General features: G+C 63.3%; 23 protein-coding genes. 12 read left to right on the top strand and 11 right to left on the bottom strand.

Going from position 1 to position 21403, the window contains the following annotated elements:
- Positions 1–283: 283 nt before the first annotated feature.
- On the bottom strand, positions 284–619 hold the full coding sequence (locus F3H96_RS20605; protein WP_149803565.1) for a hypothetical protein: 336 nt from the start codon (positions 617–619) through the stop codon (positions 284–286).
- A 52-nt stretch (positions 620–671) separates the two neighbouring features.
- Here F3H96_RS20605 and F3H96_RS20600 point away from each other — a divergent pair, with 52 nt between their 5' ends.
- Positions 672–899: a hypothetical protein gene (locus tag F3H96_RS20600; RefSeq protein ID WP_149803564.1), complete on the top strand. Its 228-nt coding sequence runs from the start codon at positions 672–674 to the stop codon at positions 897–899.
- Positions 900–1027: 128 nt separating this feature from the next.
- On the opposite strand, the gene F3H96_RS20595 is transcribed toward F3H96_RS20600, so the two are convergent.
- From F3H96_RS20595 to F3H96_RS20580, 4 genes are all read right to left on the bottom strand, one after another.
- Positions 1028–1528 carry a PAS domain-containing protein gene (locus F3H96_RS20595; protein ID WP_149803563.1) on the bottom strand — a complete coding sequence of 167 codons (501 nt, stop codon included), beginning with the start codon at positions 1526–1528 and terminating at the stop codon, positions 1028–1030.
- Between the two features lie 460 nt (positions 1529–1988).
- Entirely contained in the window at positions 1989–2432 is a 444-nt protein-coding gene (locus F3H96_RS20590; protein ID WP_149803562.1) for a GFA family protein, read from the bottom strand.
- Between the two features lie 101 nt (positions 2433–2533).
- Positions 2534–2824, bottom strand: coding sequence for a hypothetical protein (locus F3H96_RS20585; RefSeq protein ID WP_149803561.1), 291 nt, complete (start codon positions 2822–2824; stop codon positions 2534–2536).
- A gap of 45 nt (positions 2825–2869) precedes the next feature.
- Positions 2870–3037, bottom strand: coding sequence for a Thivi_2564 family membrane protein (locus F3H96_RS20580; protein WP_149803560.1), 168 nt, complete (start codon positions 3035–3037; stop codon positions 2870–2872).
- A gap of 289 nt (positions 3038–3326) precedes the next feature.
- Between F3H96_RS20580 and F3H96_RS20575 the strand changes: the two genes are divergently transcribed.
- The 6 genes from F3H96_RS20575 to F3H96_RS20550 all read left to right on the top strand — a co-directional run bounded on the left by F3H96_RS20575 (position 3327) and on the right by F3H96_RS20550 (position 10180).
- Positions 3327–3491 (top strand): DUF3309 family protein, encoded by a 165-nt coding sequence (locus F3H96_RS20575; protein ID WP_149803559.1) that lies wholly within the window; start codon positions 3327–3329, stop codon positions 3489–3491.
- Between the two features lie 625 nt (positions 3492–4116).
- A complete protein-coding gene (locus F3H96_RS20570) occupies positions 4117–5343 on the top strand; it encodes an anion transporter (RefSeq protein ID WP_149803558.1) in 1227 nt (408 codons plus the stop codon).
- A gap of 159 nt (positions 5344–5502) precedes the next feature.
- A complete protein-coding gene (locus F3H96_RS20565; protein ID WP_149803557.1) occupies positions 5503–6516 on the top strand; it encodes a LacI family DNA-binding transcriptional regulator in 1014 nt (337 codons plus the stop codon).
- Entirely contained in the window at positions 6513–8030 is a 1518-nt protein-coding gene (locus tag F3H96_RS20560) for a sugar ABC transporter ATP-binding protein (RefSeq protein WP_149803556.1), read from the top strand. Before F3H96_RS20565 ends, F3H96_RS20560 begins: the two co-directional genes overlap by 4 nt.
- On the top strand, positions 8030–9106 hold the full coding sequence (locus F3H96_RS20555; protein ID WP_149803555.1) for an ABC transporter permease: 1077 nt from the start codon (positions 8030–8032) through the stop codon (positions 9104–9106). Before F3H96_RS20560 ends, F3H96_RS20555 begins: the two co-directional genes overlap by 1 nt.
- A gap of 87 nt (positions 9107–9193) precedes the next feature.
- Complete coding sequence (locus F3H96_RS20550) at positions 9194–10180, top strand: substrate-binding domain-containing protein (RefSeq protein WP_149803554.1); 987 nt, start codon at positions 9194–9196, stop codon at positions 10178–10180.
- Positions 10181–10341: 161 nt separating this feature from the next.
- Here F3H96_RS20550 and F3H96_RS20545 read toward each other — a convergent pair whose 3' ends face one another.
- Positions 10342–10953, bottom strand: coding sequence for a TetR/AcrR family transcriptional regulator (locus tag F3H96_RS20545; protein ID WP_149803679.1), 612 nt, complete (start codon positions 10951–10953; stop codon positions 10342–10344).
- Positions 10954–11033: 80 nt separating this feature from the next.
- Here F3H96_RS20545 and F3H96_RS20540 point away from each other — a divergent pair, with 80 nt between their 5' ends.
- Positions 11034–11906, top strand: a complete 873-nt coding sequence (locus tag F3H96_RS20540; RefSeq protein ID WP_149803553.1) for a crotonase/enoyl-CoA hydratase family protein — start codon at positions 11034–11036, stop codon at positions 11904–11906.
- Positions 11907–11917: 11 nt separating this feature from the next.
- On the opposite strand, the gene F3H96_RS20535 is transcribed toward F3H96_RS20540, so the two are convergent.
- The 5 genes from F3H96_RS20535 to F3H96_RS20515 form a co-directional block, all read right to left on the bottom strand.
- Complete coding sequence (locus F3H96_RS20535) at positions 11918–12997, bottom strand: HPP family protein (protein WP_149803552.1); 1080 nt, start codon at positions 12995–12997, stop codon at positions 11918–11920.
- Positions 12998–13357: 360 nt separating this feature from the next.
- Positions 13358–13648: a cupredoxin family copper-binding protein gene (locus F3H96_RS20530; protein ID WP_244620080.1), complete on the bottom strand. Its 291-nt coding sequence runs from the start codon at positions 13646–13648 to the stop codon at positions 13358–13360.
- Positions 13649–13737: 89 nt separating this feature from the next.
- Positions 13738–14262 carry a DUF4142 domain-containing protein gene (locus F3H96_RS20525; protein ID WP_149803550.1) on the bottom strand — a complete coding sequence of 175 codons (525 nt, stop codon included), beginning with the start codon at positions 14260–14262 and terminating at the stop codon, positions 13738–13740.
- Positions 14263–14519: 257 nt separating this feature from the next.
- A complete protein-coding gene (locus tag F3H96_RS20520; protein WP_149803678.1) occupies positions 14520–15218 on the bottom strand; it encodes an RNA polymerase sigma factor in 699 nt (232 codons plus the stop codon).
- A gap of 137 nt (positions 15219–15355) precedes the next feature.
- On the bottom strand, positions 15356–16522 hold the full coding sequence (locus F3H96_RS20515) for a cystathionine beta-lyase (protein WP_149803549.1): 1167 nt from the start codon (positions 16520–16522) through the stop codon (positions 15356–15358).
- A gap of 471 nt (positions 16523–16993) precedes the next feature.
- Here F3H96_RS20515 and F3H96_RS20510 point away from each other — a divergent pair, with 471 nt between their 5' ends.
- From F3H96_RS20510 to F3H96_RS20495, 4 genes are all read left to right on the top strand, one after another.
- Positions 16994–18022, top strand: coding sequence for an amino acid ABC transporter substrate-binding protein (locus tag F3H96_RS20510; RefSeq protein ID WP_149803548.1), 1029 nt, complete (start codon positions 16994–16996; stop codon positions 18020–18022).
- 62 nt (positions 18023–18084) lie between these two features.
- A complete protein-coding gene (locus F3H96_RS20505; protein WP_149803547.1) occupies positions 18085–19272 on the top strand; it encodes an amino acid ABC transporter permease in 1188 nt (395 codons plus the stop codon).
- Between the two features lie 4 nt (positions 19273–19276).
- Positions 19277–20434, top strand: a complete 1158-nt coding sequence (locus F3H96_RS20500; RefSeq protein ID WP_149803546.1) for an amino acid ABC transporter permease — start codon at positions 19277–19279, stop codon at positions 20432–20434.
- Between the two features lie 82 nt (positions 20435–20516).
- Positions 20517–21320 carry an amino acid ABC transporter ATP-binding protein gene (locus tag F3H96_RS20495; RefSeq protein ID WP_149803545.1) on the top strand — a complete coding sequence of 268 codons (804 nt, stop codon included), beginning with the start codon at positions 20517–20519 and terminating at the stop codon, positions 21318–21320.
- The last annotated feature ends 83 nt before the right edge of the window (positions 21321–21403 follow it).

Below are 21403 nucleotides of genomic sequence, written 5' to 3'. Positions count from 1 at the left end.
TAATGGATGTCGCCTAGACAGCGGTTCTGGGTCAATGACATGCATCAATACGAAGATTGAAAGGCGCGTCACCTGAATCGGGTTCAGCGCGACGCGCTTTAGTCTCCGCGACTTGAGGTCAGCCCGCCACGCCGGAAGGCATGGCGGGCTTTTTTTCGTTCCCGCCTTAGCCGCCACAAAGGTGCATCGTTCGCGGCCGTGAAGAAACCGCTCCATCTATCTGTTTTGGCTCAAGTCCGAACGGAAACCGCAACGCGTTTTTGCTGGAATTGCCTTTTGCCTGTCAGCCCTTGGCGCGGCGGCCTTCCTGCTCTTGGCTGCCGATCCAATGGGCACGGATACGGTCGCTGGCCTCGAGATAAGCCATGTCGATAAGATATGTCAGGAGCTTCTCGCCATCGGCTTCCGCCTTCTGGCGAAGCTCCCGCAAGATGCCCTGCGCAAATTGCAGGTTTTCCATTTTGCTAGGCTGGTCCATGGGTGCCCCCCAAATGTCGGCGCGGAAATTTTGACCCACTATGCTTGTATGAACATTGTGGCCCCGCTCGCGGTGAAGCTGTACTCGGTTGTACCAACCTGTTGGACATTGCGCGGAAATGTCGATATTTTGCGCGCCCAATCGGACAGCGACCATGCACGATGAGGGCGGCACTCCTGACAAGCTTCAAGCCATGCTTGACGTGATTGCCAGGAGCGAGCCCTCGAGCGCCGGTGGGTCGGCCGATTTCGGCCGGTTGAGGGCCGACGCCGCCAAGGCCGCCGGCGTGCTGATTGAATACTATGGCGACGCGGCGCTGGAACGAGCGAAGCTTATCGAACTCCGATCGCCCCACTCGCATTTCGCGCGTATGGTCACGGCTGAAATCGGCAGGCGCGGCAAGCCGCGGCCTGGAAGCTAGAGCAATTCCAGGAAAAGCGTGACACGGTTTTCCGCCAGCAATTGCGTCAAGGCAAAGAGGCAGGGCGGTTTGGCGTTTCCGTGAAACGGTGAACCGCTCTAGGCCGCGAACAATCGGCGAAAGCTGCCTCAGGACGATCTTCGCCTCCCCAATCTTGCGCCAAGCCGCTGTTCGACCTCTTCCTCGATGTTGTCCAGAAGATAGGACAACATGTCGTGGCCTATCGATCGCGCGATATCCTTGGCCTGCCCAAGATGACTGTGGATTTCGCGCAGCGCCTGTTCTTCGCACGAGGCATCCGTCGTCAGGTCGACGAACCATCCAGAGTAGAGCGCTGCCTCGCCCACCTCGTCGACGCAGCATTGGCCGACGGCCAGGATCTTGCGCAGTCCCATCTTCTGCGAGCGGACCCGGTAGGCTTCCCGGAAGCCGGACCTGCGCTCTATTGCCTTGCGGATCGCCAGTCGAACCCTTGGACGGTCGTCCCGGTCGACGCTCTGCATCCATCGTTCCAGCGACGCTCTGTGCGAGAGGGTCAGGCCGAAATAGTCGGAAAGATTGGCGTCGCCGTAGATACGGTCGCGCTTGATGTCCCAGGTCCAGAACCCGTCGATCGATGGATACCGCATGTGCACGTTTCGGCTGTGGTCAGGCGCCGACGTCATGAAAACCGCCTCGTACGGCTTCAATTTCGGCAACACTATGTAGCAAAAAACTGAAAGAAACAAAGGTGGCCTTTTGTACAAGGCGCGAAGTCATAAGGCTTGCCCCTTGTGGCAATTTTGGTCGTCATAGTTGATTAATCAAAAACAATACGGCAAAAGAAATTTCTTGAGCCGAAAGAATTTTCGCTTTGATATGCAACCGCAGAGAGGGTCACCCCGCTAAGCACAGCGGGCGGAAGGCGAAACAATTCAAGAGGTTGCATTGCTATGAGACATACGGTCGAAAATTCTTATATATTATAAGGTTGATAAAACCATATGCCTGCTGTTGCCTAAGACAGTGCAAAGCCGCGACCTCATGACTGCCAACCGCCTGTTTCCCTGATGTGCCGCGCGGCTCCATTCGACTTAAGGTCATCGTCTCTCAGGCCGACCTCTGCTGCGGCTCGCCGCCGACCTCACCGCCGGCAGCCGAATCATCGGCGATCCGATCGTGCTCGAACTGGCGTGCTCCGGGCATGGCTTGCAGCCACGACTCGCGGCGTCCGATCCAAAGCTCGTAGCCGGGCACCAGCCCTTCGGTCGGTGCAATGTCAAGGCTGCCGATCGTGACTTCGGCCTCATCCTCGCCGATGTACGGAACACGGCTTCCGCAGGTAGGACAAAAACTTCGAGCGCCATAGCTGCTGGTGATGCCGGTTGTTTCGAACGCGTGAAGCGGCCAAACCGCATAGGCATGGAAGGCCGATCCGCTTGTCTTGCGGCAGTCCTTGCAGTGACAAAGGCCGACGCGCAGCGGCTCGCCGGCGACCTCGAACCGCACGCCGCCGCATAGGCAACTGCCGCTGCGCTTGATCTGATTGGACATCACCGGTTCTCCTGCAGGCTGATCCGGGTGCGGCCAGGCCGCTGCCCGTTACAATTCACCCGGGGACGGAACGTTCCGCGCCCGGGCGTGCGCGGCGTCGTTCAATTGGGGAAATCGAAGACCGGCTCCGCGCATCGATAGAGGCGGCATTCGCCATCGCGGGTCGGCACCGGGATCGACACCGGCACTTCGGGCCAGTCACATTCAGTCCCAAACTGGCGCACGAAGCGGTCATAGGTGTCGGGTCCGGTGGTCAGCACGGCGGCGTGGCGGTTTCGGATGAGCGCTTGCGCCGCAGCGCAGGTCATGGCGCGCGTGTCCGGCCTTGCGTAGGCGGCGCTTGCCGCGCACGCAATCATGCCGGCAATGAGTGTGATCGACCGAGTTCTCATGGGACACCGGATTTCGACGTTGCCGCAGCCGAATATGGACCGCCGCTAGAACACCGCAAGATATTTCAGCAACGAGATGATCCCGATGATGATGACGATGATCTGCGCGATCTGCCGCGTGCGGCCATCGAGCGGGAGGCGCTGCACGAGATAGAGCACAAGGATCACAACGAGGAAGGTGATCAGGATGCCGATGAGTATCGATGCGCCCATAAGCGTGCCTCCGTTTTGTCCCCAGGACCGCCCCGACCGGGCTGCCCCAAACGTTGCGGACATAAAGATGGTTCCACGACGATGAAGTGGAACAGGACCAACGGCGGGGCGTTGTTCAGCATCTTTGAATATTCAGGAAGGGAATATGGAAGACGTATTCGGCACTGCTACCACCACTCTGCCAACGCTGAATAACATCGGTCGGAAGGTGGGTGGAACACGCGGGTCGATTGCAAGTTGATTTCGTAACAACAGGCGCTGGATCGCGCTTCAGAGAAGAGGAAAAGCCATGAGTCTCGGCACAATTCTTATCATCATTCTCATTCTGGCCTTGCTGGGCGGCTTCAGCGGCTTGGGCGGCGGGCCTTTTTACGGCACGGGCTATTATGGCGGCGGCGGTCTCGGCCTGCTTCTTGTTATCATCATCATTCTGGTCGTGCTCGGACGGATCTGATAGCCGGCCAGGCGGTCGGACCGGTTCAATCAAGCCAGCGCATTCCTGAGCTTTACAACCGGTTGCTCAGCATGAAGGCCAGGCGATGAAGTGCACATCGTGGTCGGGCACGCAGTGGTGAACCCAGACATGTTTGCACGCTGTTCGGCCAGCTGGCGGCCATTCATGCTCGGGATCAGGGCCGGAAATTGCGATTGTGAACTTGTTAGCTTTCGTGCCCGCTGCATTCGAGGCAGACGATGCTGCGCCCCGGACAATTAATGCGGTGCGTGCCCCCCGGGCAGCAATGGCCGTTCGAGCTCATCCAGCGCGCGCAAACGAAAACCTTCTTTGCCCCGTGACAGCGGGAGCATTCCTTGGGACGCATCAATTCCTCCCGTGATGGGACGCGATGTTCCGCTTCAACGACCGTATTCATCCGTTTAGTCCCCAACCCCTGAATTATCGGTCACATGTTAGTTCACCATTCTTTACATTAGGGTTTATGAATGTGAAAGGCACGAAGCGTCATGACGCTTTCACCTGATTGTGCGCTTTCCCTTTGCGCCGCCCTTGCTAGATGTGATGCCGTTTAACGCGCCGGCCGATTCTGGCGGGCAGGGCAGGCAACGGGAACCTTCTTGCAATGACATGGACCGGCACGGGTGCGCTTTTCATCCTGGTAGCCACCTATGCCGGCGTCGCCGTCGGCCGCATTCCGGGCCTGCGCCTTGATCGCGCCGGCATCGCGCTGCTGGGCGGCGCGGCCATGATCGCCATCGGCGCGATCAGCATTGAAGATGCCTACAAAGCCATCAATTTCGATACCATCACGCTGCTGCTCGGCATGATGATCGTGGTTGCGCATCTGAAGGTTTCCGGGGCGTTTCGCGCCCTCGGCGGCTTTGCCATCGAGCATGCCCATGCACCCTTCATGCTTCTGGTGATGGTGACGCTGTTGACCGGCGTGCTCTCGGCCTTCCTTGTCAACGACGCGATCTGCCTGGTGATGGCGCCGATCGTCGTCCATGTCACCCGCGTCATCAACCGCAACCCGGTGCCTTACCTTATCGCCACCTGCACGGCCTCGAACTGCGGCAGCGTCGCCACCATCACCGGCAATCCGCAAAACATGGTGATCGGCGCCCTGTCCGGCATTTCCTATCCGGCTTTCACGCTGGCGCTCGCGCCGGTGGCGCTGTTCGGTCTGCTTTGCGTCATCGCCATCGTTCGCATCGTCTACCGCGCCGAATTCTCGCGCCCCGCCGAGCTAAGCCCGGAGGTCTATCGCGGCCGCATGCTGCCCGGGCAGGTGCTGAAGGCCACCATCGTCTGCCTGCTCTTGGCGCTGGCTTTCTTCGCCGGCGTTCCCGTCGCCAAGGCGGCGCTGATTGCCGGCGCGTTCCTGCTGGTCACCCGGGCAATCAAGCCGCGGCGCATCTACCGCGAGATAGACGGGCCGCTGCTCTTCATGTTTGCCGGCCTGTTCGTCGTGGTGGCGGGCGCGGAGCGCACACTGCTCACGCCCGACATGATCGCATGGGCGAAGAACATCGGCCTCGACGATGTCTGGCGGCTGTCGGGCTTCACGGCGGTGCTTTCCAACATCATGAGCAATGTGCCGGCGGTGCTGGCGCTGCGCCCCTTTGTTCCCGGGTTGGAAAACCCGCAGCGCGCCTGGCTGGTCGTGGCGATGAGCTCGACGCTTGCCGGCAATTTCACGCTACTCGGTTCGGTCGCCAACCTGATCGTCGCCGAGCAGGCAAAGGCGGCCGGCAAGTTGCTTTCCTTCTCCGCTTTCTTCAAGGTCGGCCTGCCGCTGACGCTGGTGACGCTTGTCGCCGGCACTGCCTGGCTCGCTTTCACCTCCTGACCGTTGATTTTCCACCTCCGATAAAAATCTGTCGCGCTCCATCATCGAATCGATTGCGCAAACGTTTCGATGGCTCTAAGGTTTTGCCATATCCGCCGCAGAGCGGACGGGAAACGCGAGATAGGGAGGAGCGCTTGCGGGCACTCCGTGAGAGCCGTCATGCCGACAATGGCTGAGGTCGCGCGCCGCGCCGGCGTCTCAGTTTCGACCGTTTCGCATGTCGTCAACCGCACCCGTTTCGTCTCTCCCGAGAAGGCGCAGCTCATCAACGATGCCATCGCCGCGATGGGCTACCAGCCCAACGAACTGGCGCGCTCGCTGAAGGTGGCCTCGACCAGGAGCGTCGGGCTCGCCATCTCGGCAATCTCAAATCCTTATTTCACCGACATCATCTGCGCCGTCGAAGCCGAATGCGCGCGCCTTGGCCTGATGGTGTTTTTGTCCGACACCCAGGAGGACCCCGATCGCGAGCTCAAGGTCGTGCGCGCCTTCCACCAGCGCCGGGTCGACGGCGTGATCCTGGCGCCTTCGGGCGCGCCGCAGCGCGCGATCGAGTATCTCGCCGACAAGAAGGTGCCGTGCGTGCTGATCGACCGCTTCGCCGACGACCGCCTCGACCAGATCGGCGTCGAGAACGAGACGGCGATGCGGGCGCTGATCGAGCACGTCGCCTCCTTCGGCCACAGGCGCATCGGCTATATCCCCGGCCAGCCGGGGCTCGCCACCACACGCGAGCGTATCGACGCCTTCCGCGCCTCGCTCGCCGCCAATGGACTTGAATGTCTGCCGCACTATGTCTCGCCGGAGAATGTCGACACGGGCGCTGCCACAGCATCGACGCATGCGATCCTGTCGCTGCCGACGCCGCCCACCGCATTGGTCACCGGCAACAACATGACGACGATCGGGGCAGTCCGCGCCATTCGCGAGAAAGGTCTTTCCATCCCGCACGATCTGTCGCTGGTCGGCTTCGACGATTTCGAATGGGCCGACTGTTTCGAGCCGAGGCTGACGCTGGTCGAGCAGCCCTGCACCGAGATCGGCCGCCAGGCGGCGGCGCTGCTCAGCGCCCGCATCGCTTCCAGTGACGCCGCACCCCACGCCGTGCGGCTGCAGGCGACGCTGCATGCGCGTGAATCCTGCGCGAAGCCAGTCCACACGAGGCCAGCATGAGCGCGCCGCTGCTCTCCGTCACCGGCGCGGTGAAGCGCTTCGGCGGCGTGCAGGCGCTGCGCGGCGTCGATTTCGATCTGAAGGCCGGCGAGATCCATGCGCTGCTCGGCGAGAACGGCGCCGGCAAGTCGACGCTGATGAATCTTCTGTCCGGCGTCCACACGCCCGACGAGGGCGAGATCCGCATCGACGGCAAGCCGGTCACTTTCAGCAATCCGCGCGAGGCGCAGGCTGCCGGTATCGCCACCATCTTCCAGGAGCTCGACCTCGTGCCATCGCTCGACGTCGCGGCGAACCTTTTCCTTGGTCGCGAGCTGATGCGGCCGGGCGGCCTGCTCGACGTGCCGGCGATGCGCCGGGAGGCAAGCAAGCGACTGCAGGCGATCGAGCTCGCCATCGACCCGGCGCGCCTCGTCGCCGACCTTTCCATCGGCCAACGCCAGGTGGTGGCGATCGTCAAGGCGCTGTCTTATGCCTCGCGCGTGCTGATCATGGACGAGCCGACGGCGGCGCTTACCGTCGGCGAAGTCGAGCGACTGTTCGACATCATGCGAAAGCTCGCTGCCACCGGCGTCGGCATCGTCTATATCTCGCACCGCCTCGAGGAAGTGCCCGATATCGCCGACCGCGTGACGGTGATGCGCGACGGCCGTGTCGCCGGCATCACCGAGCCGCATGCGCCGCAGGCCGAGCTGGTGCGGCTGCTGGTCGGGCGGCCGCTGGACGAGCTTTATCCGGGGCGCGCCAAGAGCGCCGGCAAGACGCTGCTCAGGCTCAAGGATGCTAGCTTCAAACTCGCCCGTGAAAGCGCCGGCTGGCAGCCGCCGAGCGGCATTTCGCTCGAGGTAAGGCAAGGCGAGATCGTCGGCCTTGCCGGCATCATGGGGGCAGGGCGCACCGAACTGCTCTCCGCGCTCTATGGTACTGGCCTTGCCGGCCGCTGGCAGGGCGAGGTCGCGGTCGACGGCAGGCCGGTGAAGCTTGAATCCATCAACGCGGCGCGCAAGGCCGGCATCGCCTTCGTCACCGACGACCGGCGCGGCAGCGGCCTGATGCTGAGGATGGCGGTCGGTCTCAATCTGGTGATGTCGGTGATCCGCCGCATCTCGCCGGCCGGCCTGATGTCGGCGCGCCGCCAGGCGGAGGCTGTGAGACAATCCTTCGGCCAGTTCGACATCCGCCCGAAGAATCCCGACATCGCCGTCGGAGCGCTTTCCGGCGGCAACCAGCAGAAGGTGGTGCTGGCGAAGGAAATCCTCGGCAATCCGCGCCTGCTGCTGCTCGATGAGCCTACGCGCGGCGTCGATGTCGGCGCGAAAGGCGAGATCTATGCCCGGCTGCGGGCGCTGGCGGCACAGGGGCTGGGCATTCTGGTGGCCTCCAGCGAGATGCCGGAGCTGATCGGGCTCTGCGACCGGATCGTGGTGCTGCGCCAGGGGCGCAATGTGGCGGAATTCAACGGCGGCGTCGACGAGCACACCGTGCTTGCCGCGGCAAATGGCAGGGAGGCCTGATGTCGGACCAGAAGATTGAGAGGACGGCTAACCCGGCGATGCCAAGCCCGACGGCCGCGCCAGCTGCGGCGCAAAAGCATCGCGTCGACCCGCTGGCCATCATCGTTCGCTTCCAGAGCCTGATCGGCCTGGTGCTGGTGGCGATCGGCGGCGTCATCTTCTCGCCGCGGCGCCATGGCGAGATCCTGTTCCTCAATCCCGACAACATCGCCAACATCGTGCGCGCCGTGTCGGAGACCGGCATCATCGCCATCGGTATGACCTTCGTCATCATCACCGCCGGAATCGACCTGTCGGTCGGCGCGGTGCTCGGCCTCTCCGCCGTGGTCACCGCCACCATGATGATCTCCGGCGGCTTCGGGCTGATCCCGACGATTTTGGCCGTGCTCGCCATGGGAGTCGTCTTCGGCATCGTCCAGGGCACGATCTCCACCCGCTTCCGGCTGGAGCCCTTCATCGTGACGCTGGCCGGCCTGCAGGCGGCGCGGGGCCTGGCGCTGATCGTGTCCGGCAACCAGTACATCAACATCTCCTATGGCGACGGCCCGGGCCTCGCGCCTCCGGTGTTCGCGGTGCTGGGCGAGCGCCTGTTCGGCAACACCGTGCCGGTGGCGACCATCGTCTTCATCATCTTTGCCGCGATCGCTACGCTGGTGCTCAACACCACCCGCTTCGGCCGCTACGTCTATGCCGTCGGCGGCAACGAGCGCGCCGCGCGCATTTCCGGCGTGCCGGTGTCGATGGTGAAGATCTCGGTCTACGCCATCACCGGCTTTGCCTCCGCCCTTGCCGGCATCGTGCACGCCGGCCAGTTCAACTTCGGCAGCGCCAATGACGGCATGGGCTATGAGCTCACCGCCATCGCCGCCGTCGTCATCGGCGGCACCAGCCTGTTCGGCGGCGCGGGCTCGATGGTCGGCACGGTGGCCGGCACCATCATGCTCGGCGCTTTGGCCAACATCCTTCAGCTCAACAACATCACCCCCGCCACGCAGTTGCTCGCGACCGCCGCGATCATCGTGCTCGCGGCAGTGCTTCAATCCCTCGTTCGCCGCCGCGAGGGTTTGGGGCGATAGGAGGCCGGCGGCAGCATTCCCAAGGACTGGAAATCACGGACTGAAACCAAAGGTCTGGCGCCCCGCCAGACAAGGAGGAGAGAGAGCATGAGAACCACACAGAGAGGATCGCGCGTACTTCGGACCGCGCTTCTGGCCGGTGCCGGCCTGTGCATTGCCGGAGCCGCCCAGGCCGCCGATCCGATGGTCAAGGCCTGTGCCAAGGACGGCCAGTTCGTCATCGGCTTTTCGCAGGCCAACAACGCCGAGCCCTATCGCCAGCACGTCAATGACGAGCTGACGGCGGCGGCCAAGGAAGTGCCCGGCTTCACGCTGCAGATCGCCGACGGCGCCGGCAACGTCAACACGCAGACCTCGCAGGTCGACAACTTCATCACCCAGAAGGTCGACCTGCTGCTGATCTCGCCCTTCGAGGCCGCGCCGCTGACGCCCGCCGTGAAGCGCGCCATGGATGCCGGCATCCCGGTGATCGAGCTTGACCGCAAGACAGTGGGCGACCCCGGCAAGGACTACACGGCCTTCATCGGCGGCGACAATTTCAAGATCGCCGAGGAAGCCGGCAAGTTCACGGCCACGAAACTTCTTCCCGATGGCGGCGAGGCGGCGGTGCTGGAAGGCCTGCCGAGTTCGACGCCGGCGGTGGAGCGCTTGAACGGCTTCAAGGAAGGCGTGAAGGGCAATGCCAAGATCCAGATCGTCGCCGAGCAGGCCGCCGACTGGGTTCCGGATAAAGCCCAGACCGCCTTTGCCGCCATGCTGCAGGCGCATCCCGACATCAAGGTGCTCTATGCCTCCAACGACATGATGGCGGCCGGCGCGCTGCTCGCCGCCAAGGGCGCGGGCAAGGACGTCAAGATCATCGGCACCGACGGCCTGCCAGGCCCGGCCGGCGGCATCGAAGCCGTGGCCAAGGGCGACTGGGCGGCGACCTTCACCTATCCAACCGGCGCCAAGGAAGCGATCGAGATGTCGAAGAAGATCCTGCTCGATTGCGCGACCTCGGTGGATGCGACCGTGACCGTGGACACCACCGCGATCACGGCGGAGAACGCCAAGTCGATGATGGGGAAGTAGGCGCGCCGAACTTCGAAGATTGAGATGGCAAGGCCCCTACGAGGGGCCTTGCTTGTTTTGGTGAGGCCCCACCAGAGCGGTTCGGCGTTCGCGGCCTCGCCGAACCGTTTTTTGCGCAATTCCGGACGGAAGGCCGTGGCGAAGTCGCCGAGCCCACCCCGTCAAGCACTTTTCCTGGAATGGCTGTGAGCGCCTTCGCTCGCCATCCTCGCCCGTATCAGCGTCGCGGCGGCGTGGCCGGCGGCGGTGACATAGTCGGGATTGTGATGGATCAGCATGCACGAAAAGGCGCCGTCCATCAAAAGCACGATCTCGCGCGCCAGCATCTTCGCCGCGCCGACATGGTGGCTTGAAAGCGCCTCGGCCAGCCATTTCTCGAAATTGGTCTTGTGGCGTGCTCCAGCCTTCACCGCCGGATGCCCAGGCATCGCCGCCAACTCGGCAGCCGTGCGCAGGAAGCCGCAACCCTTCCATTTGGGATGGCGGGCCACCCGCGCCAGGTTGGTGAAGATAGCCTCGACCTTTTTGTCCGCTCCGCCTCCCGCCGCGTCGAACCAGCCTGCCATCTGCTCGAGGTTAGGCTGGTCGCGACCGTCGAGATAGGCCGCGATCAGATCGTCCTTGCTCTTGAAATGGTAGTAGAGCGTGCGCTTGGTGAGTCCTGCTTTTTCAGCCACGGCGTCGACGCTGACGCGTCCGATGCCTTCGGCATAGAAGAGCTTGGTCGCTGCGTCGACGAGGCGCTTTCGGGTGGGATTGGGCTGTTCGCTCATCATGTAAGTATACCGCCTAGTGAATATACAAGCAATCGAAAGCGTGCTCCCTTCCCGCCGACCGCCGGAAAGGATAAGTCATGACCGAACTCGTGCTGAGCGAGACGCGCGACCGCGTCGCGATCCTCACCCTCAACCGCCCCGACAAGCTGAACGCGCTGAACTACGCGCTGATCGACCGGCTGCTTTCGCTCCTCGACCTGATCGAGACGGATGACGGCGTGCGCGCCGTCATCCTCACAGGGGCAGGGGATCGCGCCTTCTCCGCCGGCGCCGATATCCACGAATTCTCGTTGAGCGTGGCAGAAGGCACCGATGCCGCGCTGCGCGATTTCGTCATGCGCGGCCAGCGCCTGACGGCGCGGCTCGAAGCCTTTCGCAAGCCCGTCATCGCCGCCGTCAACGGCATCGCCTTCGGTGGCGGCTGCGAGATCACCGAAGCCGTGCCGCTGGCCATCGCCAGCGAGCGCGCCTTGTTCGCCAAACCCGAGATCAGGCTCGCCATGCCGCCGACTTTCGGCGGCACGCAGCGCCTGCCTAGACTTGCGGGACGCAAACGTGCGCTGGAACTGCTGCTGACGGGCGATGCGTTTTCGCCGGCGCGCGCAGCCGAGCTCGGCCTCGTCAACCAGGTCGTGCCGCATGCCGAGCTGATGCGAGCGGCCTTCGACCTTGTCCGTCGCATTCTCGGCTATTCACCGACGGCGGTCGCCAGCATCCTCACCGCGGTGGCGCGCGGCATCAACTCGAGCATCGCGGAAGGTCTGCTGGTCGAAGCCGAGCAATTCGCCCGCGTGGCCCCGACAGCGGACCTGCGCGAAGGCTTGAGCGCGTGGATCGAGCGGCGGCAAGCGGTCTATGACGGTTCGTGGACGCATGTCACCTGGCCCGCTGAGGCAAGACGAGCCAAGCGATGGCTCGACCGCACGGCAGGCGGCGATATGCCGGGGTGATCGGCTGCCCTTTATGCCACTGCCTTGAATGGCGCAGGCGCCTGAACCCGCGCCGCTGCCGCCAGCAGGTCGGTCTGGGTGATCAGGCCCAGAATGCGCCGCTCGCCATCGACGATCACCACGGCATGGCTGCGGCCGTCTGTCAGCGCCGGCAGCAGGCTCATCGCCGGCGTGTCGGGTGAGGCCGTGCCGGCCTTCGACATCACCCCTTTGACCGTGTCGGTCGCTCTTGTCAGCTCGCGCAGACCGACCGCGCCGGTGAGCCGGTCGTCCGCGTCGACGACCGGCAAGGTGCGGATGTTGTGGTCGATCAGTTGTCTGCGCGCCTCGTCGGCGGAGGCCGTATCCGGCACCGAGATCACGTCGCAGGACATGATGTCCCGGCAAAGCAGCGTGCGCTGCGAGCGCACCATTGCCTGCAACTCGACCTGGCGCAACAGGCGCTCGAGGTCGTCACGGTCGATGTCGAAGGTCTCGTCGAGCGCCGAGAGCGCGGCATCGACATCCTCGGGTCGGAAGCCGACGCGCTCGGCCGGCGGCCGGTCGGTGGTGCCGTGGCCACCGGCGGCGGGTAGATGCACATGGGGATAGTTGCGCCGCGACAGTTTATGAAAAAGGAAGCCGAGCGCGACCAGGATCATCGAATTCAGCGCCACCGGCACGAAGGGAAACAGAAAGCCGGCAGCGGCAACCGCCGGCCCGCCGAGCACGCCGGTGAGCGCCGCGGCGCCGCCCGGCGGATGCAGTGAGCGCGTGAACGACATGGCGGCGATCGCCAGCGCCACCGCGAGGCCGGAGGCGATCACCGTGTCGTGCACGAAATGCGCCACCGTCACGCCGACCAGCGCCGATATCGTGTTGCCTCCGATGATCGACCAAGGCTGCGCCAGCGGGCTCGACGGCACGGCAAAGAGCAGCACGGCGGAAGCGCCCATCGGCGCCACCAGCAGCGCCACATGCGGGCCGCTGCCCATGGCAAACCCGCTGATCATGCCGGTGAGCGCGATACCGACGGTCGCACCGATGCAGGCGATCAGCCGCTCGCGCAGCGTCGCGCCGGCCAGGATCGGAACAAAGAGGCGAAACGCCATGGCGGGTCCTGTGGAACGGAAATCCTGTGTCGTCGGCAATGCCGTCCAAGGCGGAAATTGGAAAGCCAAACCAATCCGCTTCGTCGGCGATGCAGGGAATATTATTGCGCGCTGCGGAGCTGCGGGGGCGCCACCAACGGCCTCGGCTTTGCCAATCGCGCCGGGGTCTTGCGACAGTTTGCGGAATCGGTGCGGCAACTTGCCGACGAAATGTCGCTTGCTTCGGCCAGGAGCGCCGCCGGCGTATGGCGGCTGGCGGGCAATGCCGGCTCTGCTCCGGCTTGAAGACGATCGCCGTCAAGTCGAACGAGGCGCGACGCGCCTCGTTCTCGGGGATGGCGGACCAAACGGAAGCTCGGATCAAGGGGTTACCGCGACATGGCCCTTCATGTTGGGATGGAAGCGGCAGAAATAGTCGACAGCTCCCGGCGCCTTCAGCGTCACCTTGCCCTTCGACTTTGCCGGGATCATCACATCCCAGCCGCCTTTCACCGTCGCGGTGTGGGCAATCACGTCCTTGTTCGTCCATTCGATCGTATCGCCAACCTTGGCCTGAACGCTTGACGGCGAAAACACCAGCTTGTCGATCGTCACCTCGATCGTCGCCGCGAGCGCCGGCGAGGCGCTGAGTGCCAGCGCCAGCGCGGCCACAGCGATTCCAGGAAAAATGTGAAACGGTTGGGCTCGGCGACTTCGCCGCAGCCGTCCGTCCGGAATTGCGTCAAAGCAATTTAGCGGCCTCATTTCAACATGCCGGCGACATGTTCGGCATGTTGCTCATGCCCCTGGAAGATTTTCAGGCCGGTCTCCAGCAGGCTCTTCAACTCCGCATTGCTGGCCGAGGGGATGAGCAGGGTCTCGAGCGCGCTGTCGACCTGCTTATGATAGGCCACTTCGTTGTCGATATAGGCCTTGTCGAAGTCGGCACCCTTGAGCTTCTCCAGCTTGGCGCGCTCTTCCTTCGCCGCCTTGGCCAGCGCCTTGCTGGTGTCATTGTCCTCGGGCGTGACTTTCAGCTTCTTCACCAGGTCGAGCGCCTGCTTGTTCACCGCCGCATGGTCGCGCTCCATGTCCTTGGCAAAGGCGACGACCTCCTTGTTTTTCGATTTCTTGATCGCCTGTTTCGCCGCCTCGATATCAATCGTGCCGGCCGTGTAGGCGATGTGGGCGATCTGCGGGTCGGTGGGCTTTTCGGCGGCGAGCGCCAGCGGCGCGGCGCCCACGAAGAGAACGGCGGCGAGGGCGGTGGTCGATCGCATGAACATGGCATCTCCTTCGCCCGGCGCGCATGGCTTCGGGCTTCATTTGTGGTTGACTGCCATTGGATGCGGGCAGGAGCGAAACGTTCCCGGGAAATGGGGAGATTCTGCAGGGACACGATGGTCCTGCATTGTTCGTGAGACCTGTTACGGAGATTTGCGCGAGGCGCTTCTCGACCGCCGCATCCCTTGGCCGATGGCAGGGCATGGGTCCTCGGGCTACGCGTCAGCTTCGCTTTCCGCTGCGCCCGAGGATGACGACCTCAATCGCCGAACCCCAGACGCTTCATCACCGCCTGGGTCAGCCGTTCGCAGCGTCGGCCGGCGAAGGGGAAGGCGTCGAGCAGCACCGGGCCGATCTCGTCGTCCAGTGCCTTGCGCACCAGGGCACGCGCCCGGTGCAGCCTCGTCTTCACGGTCTCGGGCCGCACGCCCAGAAGGTCGGCGGTTTCCTCGATGCTCAAGCCCTCTATGACTCTGGCGACGAAAACGGTGCGGTAGACATCGGGAAGGCTGTCGGTCGCGCGTTCGACGAGCCCGAGGATCTGCCGCTGCGCCATCGTCCGCTCCGGATCGTCGCCTGGGTTCGACTCACTTGGGTTTAGGGGAAACCGGATGATCTGCGCCTCCGGGTTTTCAGGCATCGCCACGAGGCGCTTGCGCTTGCGCAGCCGGCCGAGGGCTTCGTTGATGACGATACGCGACAGCCAGGTGGACAAAGAGGCCTCGCCGCGAAAGGCGCCGAGACTGGCGAAGGCGCGCATGTAGGCCTCCTGGACGACGTCCTCGGCCTCGGCGTCGTTGCGCATCACGCCACGCGCGATGCGGTAGAGCCGCTGGTTGTACGTTTTGATGATGGCGCGGAACGCATCCGGTTCCCGCGCAAGTGCCCTGCGCACCAGCGCCAGGTCGCCGGCCTCGGCCGCACCGATCTCGGCGGCTTCAATCGCGGGCCTTCTCATCTCGCTCCGATCTCCCGGCAGCCGTTGCATCCTCAATTGGACGCGCCTGCCGGCAAAAGGTTCCCGAGTTGGTTGCCCGGCCATCCTACCGCCTCGACCCACGCCTGTCTGCCGCTGCATGCGGCCGCCGGCACCCGTCAGCCGGCGGCGGCGGCGAGCCCGCGCAGAATGTCGGCCTTGAGGTCCTCGACGTCCTCCAGCCCGATCTGCAAGCGGATCAGCGGGCCGGCATAGGCGCCTCTGGCTATCGTGCGGTCGCCGAGGAAGACCGGAACGGCGAGACTCTCGTAGCCGCCCCAGGAATAGCCGAGGCCGAAGATCTTGAGCGCGTCGAGGAAGGCGTGCTGCGCTTTTTGCCCGCCGCCGTTGAGCACGATCGAGAAGACGCCGCTCGAGCCGCAGAAATCGCGCTTCCAGAGAGCATGGTCGGGATGGCTTTCCAGCGCCGGGTGCAGAACCTGCGCGACGCCGGGCTGCTCTTCCAGCCAGCGCGCGATATCGAGCGCGCTCTTGCGGTGGCGCTCGAGCCTGACCCCCAACGTGCGCAGGCCGCGCAGCACCTGGTAGACGTCGTCGGGACCCGAACAGCAACCCAGCGCGCAGAAGCCGTCATAGAGCTTCGTCCAGCAGGCCTCATTGGCCGACACCGTGCCGAGCAGCACGTCGGAATGGCCGGCAGGATATTTCGTCGCCGCATGGATGGAGATGTCGACGCCGTGATCGAGCGGCTTGAAATAGAGCGGCGTCGCCCAGGTGTTGTCCATCATCACGATCGCGCCTGCGGCACGCGCTGCCTTGGCGATCGCGGGAATGTCCTGCACCTCGTAGGTGTTCGATCCCGGCGATTCGGTGAACACCACCTTGGTGTTGGGCTTGATCAGCGATGCAATGCCGGCGCCGATGCGTGGCTCGTAATATTCGACCTCGACGCCCAGGCGCTTCAGCACCGTGTCGGCGAAGTGACGCGTCGGATGGTAGACGCTGTCGACGATCAACAGGTGATCGCCGGCGCCAAGGAAGGTCAGGAGCGGCACCGTCACCGCCGCCAGCCCCGAAGGCACCGCGATGGTGCCTGCCGAGCCCTCCAGCGCATCGACGGCGAGCGTGAGCGCGTCCATCGTCGGCGTGCCGCGCGTGCCATAGGTGTATTTCTGGTTGCGCCCGGCCATCGACGCGGCGTCGGGATAAATCACGGTCGAGGCGTGCACGACCGGCGGGTTGACGAAGCCGAAATAGTCACCCGGATTGTTGCCGGAATGCGCGAGCAGCGTGTTGATGCCCATTTCGATGCCGTCTTTAGCCATGGTTCGTTCGTCGCCTGTCGAATGATCTCAGGAGATCAGCCATAAAGCGGCGGCAAAGCCCGCGCAACCGCGCCGGGCCCGCCAAAAGCCGGTCTTTCGCTGGGCCAATCCAACGGCCCGCACCCTCAATAAAGCAGGCCCATTGCAGAAGCGGATTTCACCGCCGGGCGATGGATTCGCGACGGCGCAACTTGACTGATTTGTTCGCATGGTCTGCCGATTTCCTGGTGCTCATGTCCGCAATTCAGGCATTTGCGGCAATTGCTTTTCAAACCTGTCGGGATTCGGTCATTTCCCTTGACCTCACAGGAATAATCGCCTTCGATGCGTTTCGTGAATGGGAGGCAGCGCATCGGCAACCGATGCGGGTCCGGAAGTGGGCCTTAGAGTGGGAGCTGCATTCACAAACGACAAAAGATCAAGCGCCGCCTGGCAGCAGGGGCGCCTGTAACAGAAAAGGGTCTGTGGGTCATGAAACACATTGCATTCGGCATCCTCGGCGCCGCCACGCTCGGGTTCATGGCGTCCGCCGCTTCGGCCGGCACGCTTGATACCGTGAAGCAGAAGGGCTTTATCCAGTGCGGCGTCTCGACTGGTCTCGCCGGCTTCTCGGCGCCGGACGACAAGGGTGACTGGAAGGGCATTGACGCGGATTTCTGCCGAGCGGTCGCGGCCGCGGTCTTCGGTGACGGCTCCAAGGTCAAGTTCACGCCGCTCAGCGCCAAGGAGCGTTTCACCGCCCTGCAGTCGGGCGAGATCGACATCCTGTCGCGCAACACCACCTGGACGAGCAACCGCGACAGCGCGCTCGGCCTCGATTTTGTCGGCGTCACCTATTATGACGGCCAGGGCTTCATGATCAACGCCAAGAAACTGCCGGGCGTGAACTCCGCGCTGCAGCTTTCGGGCGCCGCCGTCTGCGTGCAGAGCGGCACCACGACCGAGCTCAACCTCGCCGACTACTTCAAGAAGAACAAGATGGAGTACAACCCCGTCGTGTTCGAGAAGCTCGAAGAGGTCAACGCCGCCTATGACGCCGGCCGCTGCGACGCTTACACCACCGACCAGTCCGGCCTCTATGGCATTCGTCTGACGCTCTCTTCGCCGGCCGACCATGTCGTGCTGCCCGAGATCATCTCCAAGGAGCCGCTCGGCCCGGCCGTGCGCCAGGGCGACGACCAGTGGGCGCATGTCGCGCGCTGGACGTATTTCGCGCTGCTCAACGCCGAGGAAGCCGGCATCACGCAGGCGAATATCGACGAGATGAAGACCTCGACCGACCCGAACATCCAGCGTCTGCTCGGCACCGAGCCCGATGGTAAATACGGCGCCGATCTCGGACTCTCCAACGACTGGGTCGTCAACATCATCAAGGCGGTCGGCAACTATGGTGAAATGTTCGAGCGCAATGTCGGCTCGGGCAGCCCGCTCAAGATCGCGAGGGGCATCAACGCGCTGTGGACCAAGGGCGGCCTGCAATACGGTCCGCCGATCCGCTGATTGAAACGTGATCCGGGAGGTAGGTCGTCTGCCTCCCGGTTTCTCTTTCCAGAGGACGGTCCATGGCTTCGCAGGAAATCCTTCGCGAGGAGCCGAGTCGCGGCTCCTTCATAAACGACCCTAGAATACGCGGCCTCTTCTTCCAGACGCTGGTCGTGATCCTCCTCTTCAGCTCGATTTGGTGGATCGTCCACAACGTGATCGAGAATCTCCAGCGCCTGCACATCGCTTCAGGCTTCCAGTTCCTCAACAGCCGGGCTGGCTTCGACATCTCCGACACGCCGATCGCCTACACCTCGGACGCGACCTATGGCCGTGCCCTCGTCGTCGGTCTGCTCAACACGATCATCGTGGCCGTCGTCGGCATCGTGCTTGCCACGATCATCGGCTTCACCGTCGGCATCGGCCGCCTGTCGCACAACTGGCTGATCCGCAAGATCTGCACGGTTTATGTCGAGATCTTCCGCAACATCCCGCCGCTGCTGGTCATCTTCTTCTGGTACTCCGGCGTACTTGCGGTGCTGCCGCCGCCGCGCGAGAGCTATCACCTGCCGTTCGGGTCCTTCCTGAACCAGCGCGGTTTCTATTTCCCCCGCGCGGTATGGGGCGACGGCTCATGGCTCATTGGAGCCGCCTTCGTGCTCGCGCTGGCAATGGCCTGGTTCGTTGCCCGTCGGGCGCGCCAGAGGCAGATGTCCACCGGCCAGCAATTTCCGGTCTTCTGGACGTCGTTCGGGCTGATCATCGGCCTGCCATTGCTCGCCTTCTTGCTTGCAGGAATGCCGCTCACCCTCGATTTTCCGAAACAGTCGACCTTCAACCTGACCGGCGGCTTCTGGGTCAAGCCGGAGTTCCTGTCGCTCCTCCTGGCGCTTTCCTTCTACACCGCAGCCTTCATCGCCGAGATCGTGCGCGCCGGCATCAGGGGCGTAAGCAAGGGCCAGACCGAGGCCGCGGCGGCGCTTGGCCTTCGCTCCGGCCCGGTCCTGCGCTTGGTCGTGGTGCCGCAGGCGATGCGTATCGTCATCCCGCCGCTCACCAGCCAGTATCTCAACCTGACAAAGAACTCCTCGCTCGCGATCGCCATCGGTTATCCCGATCTGACCGCCACCGCGGGCACGGTGCTCAACCAAACCGGACAGGCGGTGGAGGGCGTGTTCATCATGATGATCGCCTATCTGGTGCTGAGCCTGGTGACGTCCGCCGTCATGAACGTCGTCAACGCCAGAATGGCGCTGGTGGAAAGGTAGGGCCATGCAGGAACACGATATGTCCTGGGTGCGCACGGAGATGGCTCTGGCGGAGCCGGCGCCGGCCGGCGAGCGCGGCGCCTATGCCTGGGTGCGCAAGAACCTCGTCGGCTCGGCAGGCGACGTCATCCTCACGATCCTCGGCATCGCCATCGTCGCCTGGATCCTGCCGCAGGTCATCAACTGGGCCTTTATCAATGCCCAGTGGACCGGCCCGGATCGCACGGTGTGCACGACCGCCGCGCAAGGCGGCATCCAGCCCGAAGGCTGGACAGGCGCCTGCTGGGCCTTTGTCAACGCCAAGTTCGGCCAGTTCATGTTCGGCACCTACCCGGTCGAGGAGCGCTGGCGGCCGATCCTGGTCGCCATTCTGTTCGTCGCGCTGTTGGTGCCGATGCTGATCCCGCGCGTGCCGCGCAAAGGATTGAACGCTATCCTGCTCTTCGTGGCGCTGCCGATCGTGGCTTTCTTCCTGCTGCTTGGCGGCGTGTTCGGCCTGCCGGTTGTCGAAACCTCGCGCTGGGGCGGGCTCCTCGTCACCCTCAGCCTTTCCTTCGTCGGCATTGCCGTGTCGCTGCCGTTGGGCATCATGCTGGCGCTCGGGCGCCGTTCGAAGATGCCGATCATCAAATGGCTATGCATCGTCTTCATCGAGACGGTGCGCGGCATTCCACTGATCACCGTGCTGTTCTTCGCCAGCGTCATGCTGCCGCTGTTCCTGCCCGCCGGCGTCACCTTCGACAAGTATCTGCGGGCGTTGATCGGCGTGTCGCTGTTTGCCGCCGCCTATATGGCGGAGGTGGTCCGCGGCGGCCTCCAGGCGATTCCAAAGGGCCAATATGAAGGCGCCGACTCGCTCGGCCTCGGTTACTGGCAGAAGATGAGCCTGATCGTGCTGCCGCAGGCGCTGAAGCTGGTTATCCCCGGCATAGTCAACACCTTCATCGGCATGTTCAAGGACACCAGCCTGGTCCTGATCATCTCGATGTTCGATCTGCTCGGCGTTGTGAAGCAGAACTTTGCCGACGCGAACTGGGCGACACCACAGACAGCGAAATCCGGCCTGATCTTCGCCGCCTTCGTGTTCTGGCTGTTCTGCTTCGGCATGTCGCGCTATTCAATGTACACCGAACGCCGGCTGGACACCGGCTACAAACGCTGATGCATGTCGCCCAAAAGCGCGTAGCGGCTTTGGGTAACGACAAGCATCATATCCAAGGATAAAAGAACAAGGGGAATTGGCCATGGTCATCGAAAACGCCGTCAGCGCCGAGGAAATCAAGGTCGACGCCAAGAAGATGCATATCTCGACCACCGATGTCGCCATCGACATCATCGGGATGCACAAATGGTATGGCGAGTTCCATGTCCTGAAGGACATCAACCTCAAGGTGATGCGCGGCGAGCGCATCGTCATCTGCGGTCCGTCCGGCTCGGGCAAGTCGACCATGATCCGCTGCATCAACCGGCTGGAAGAGCATCAGAAGGGCAAGATCATCGTCGACGGCAAGGAACTCACCAACGATCTGAAGAAGATCGACGAGGTGCGCCGCGAGGTCGGCATGGTGTTCCAGCACTTCAACCTGTTCCCGCATCTGACCATCCTCGAGAACTGCACACTGGCGCCGATCTGGGTGCGCAAGATGCCGAAGAAGCAGGCCGAGGAAATCGCCATGCATTTCTTGAAGCGCGTCAAGATTCCTGAGCAGGCCAACAAATACCCCGGCCAGCTCTCCGGCGGTCAGCAACAGCGCGTGGCGATCGCGCGCTCGCTGTGCATGAACCCGCGCATCATGCTGTTCGACGAGCCGACCTCGGCGCTCGATCCGGAAATGATCAAGGAAGTGCTGGAGACGATGGTGGGGTTGGCGGAAGAGGGCATGACCATGCTCTGCGTCACCCACGAGATGGGCTTTGCCCGCAAGGTTGCCAATCGGGTGATCTTCATGGATCAGGGCCAGATCGTCGAGCAGAACACGCCGGCCGAATTCTTCGACCATCCGCGTCATGAGCGCACGAAGCTCTTCCTGTCGCAGATCCTGCACTGAGCGGGCGCCATACTGATTTGCGAAGCCCGGCCGCGAAACGGCCGGGCTTTTGCATTTTAGCGAGCGACTGATGATCACTCGGA

This window comes from Mesorhizobium sp. NFR06 (assembly GCF_900115245.1).
Lineage (GTDB): Bacteria > Pseudomonadota > Alphaproteobacteria > Rhizobiales > Rhizobiaceae > Mesorhizobium.
Note: the sequence above shows the minus strand (reverse complement) of the source record. Positions and strands in the feature narration are given on the sequence as shown.

Coding starts and splice junctions, on each gene's coding strand:
- F3H96_RS20510 (WP_149803548.1), top strand. CDS start 16,994: ATGAAACACATTGCATTCGGCATCCTCGGCGCCGCCACGCTCGGGTTC.
- F3H96_RS20565 (WP_149803557.1), top strand. CDS start 5,503: ATGCCGACAATGGCTGAGGTCGCGCGCCGCGCCGGCGTCTCAGTTTCG.
- F3H96_RS20540 (WP_149803553.1), top strand. CDS start 11,034: ATGACCGAACTCGTGCTGAGCGAGACGCGCGACCGCGTCGCGATCCTC.
- F3H96_RS20570 (WP_149803558.1), top strand. CDS start 4,117: ATGACATGGACCGGCACGGGTGCGCTTTTCATCCTGGTAGCCACCTAT.
- F3H96_RS20515 (WP_149803549.1), bottom strand. CDS start 16,522: ATGGCTAAAGACGGCATCGAAATGGGCATCAACACGCTGCTCGCGCAT.
- F3H96_RS20590 (WP_149803562.1), bottom strand. CDS start 2,432: ATGTCCAATCAGATCAAGCGCAGCGGCAGTTGCCTATGCGGCGGCGTG.
- F3H96_RS20500 (WP_149803546.1), top strand. CDS start 19,277: ATGCAGGAACACGATATGTCCTGGGTGCGCACGGAGATGGCTCTGGCG.
- F3H96_RS20560 (WP_149803556.1), top strand. CDS start 6,513: ATGAGCGCGCCGCTGCTCTCCGTCACCGGCGCGGTGAAGCGCTTCGGC.
- F3H96_RS20580 (WP_149803560.1), bottom strand. CDS start 3,037: ATGGGCGCATCGATACTCATCGGCATCCTGATCACCTTCCTCGTTGTG.
- F3H96_RS20595 (WP_149803563.1), bottom strand. CDS start 1,528: ATGCGGTATCCATCGATCGACGGGTTCTGGACCTGGGACATCAAGCGC.
- F3H96_RS20550 (WP_149803554.1), top strand. CDS start 9,194: ATGAGAACCACACAGAGAGGATCGCGCGTACTTCGGACCGCGCTTCTG.
- F3H96_RS20520 (WP_149803678.1), bottom strand. CDS start 15,218: ATGAGAAGGCCCGCGATTGAAGCCGCCGAGATCGGTGCGGCCGAGGCC.
- F3H96_RS20535 (WP_149803552.1), bottom strand. CDS start 12,997: ATGGCGTTTCGCCTCTTTGTTCCGATCCTGGCCGGCGCGACGCTGCGC.
- F3H96_RS20525 (WP_149803550.1), bottom strand. CDS start 14,262: ATGTTCATGCGATCGACCACCGCCCTCGCCGCCGTTCTCTTCGTGGGC.
- F3H96_RS20545 (WP_149803679.1), bottom strand. CDS start 10,953: ATGAGCGAACAGCCCAATCCCACCCGAAAGCGCCTCGTCGACGCAGCG.
- F3H96_RS20585 (WP_149803561.1), bottom strand. CDS start 2,824: ATGAGAACTCGGTCGATCACACTCATTGCCGGCATGATTGCGTGCGCG.
- F3H96_RS20505 (WP_149803547.1), top strand. CDS start 18,085: ATGGCTTCGCAGGAAATCCTTCGCGAGGAGCCGAGTCGCGGCTCCTTC.
- F3H96_RS20600 (WP_149803564.1), top strand. CDS start 672: ATGCTTGACGTGATTGCCAGGAGCGAGCCCTCGAGCGCCGGTGGGTCG.
- F3H96_RS20495 (WP_149803545.1), top strand. CDS start 20,517: ATGGTCATCGAAAACGCCGTCAGCGCCGAGGAAATCAAGGTCGACGCC.
- F3H96_RS20575 (WP_149803559.1), top strand. CDS start 3,327: ATGAGTCTCGGCACAATTCTTATCATCATTCTCATTCTGGCCTTGCTG.
- F3H96_RS20555 (WP_149803555.1), top strand. CDS start 8,030: ATGTCGGACCAGAAGATTGAGAGGACGGCTAACCCGGCGATGCCAAGC.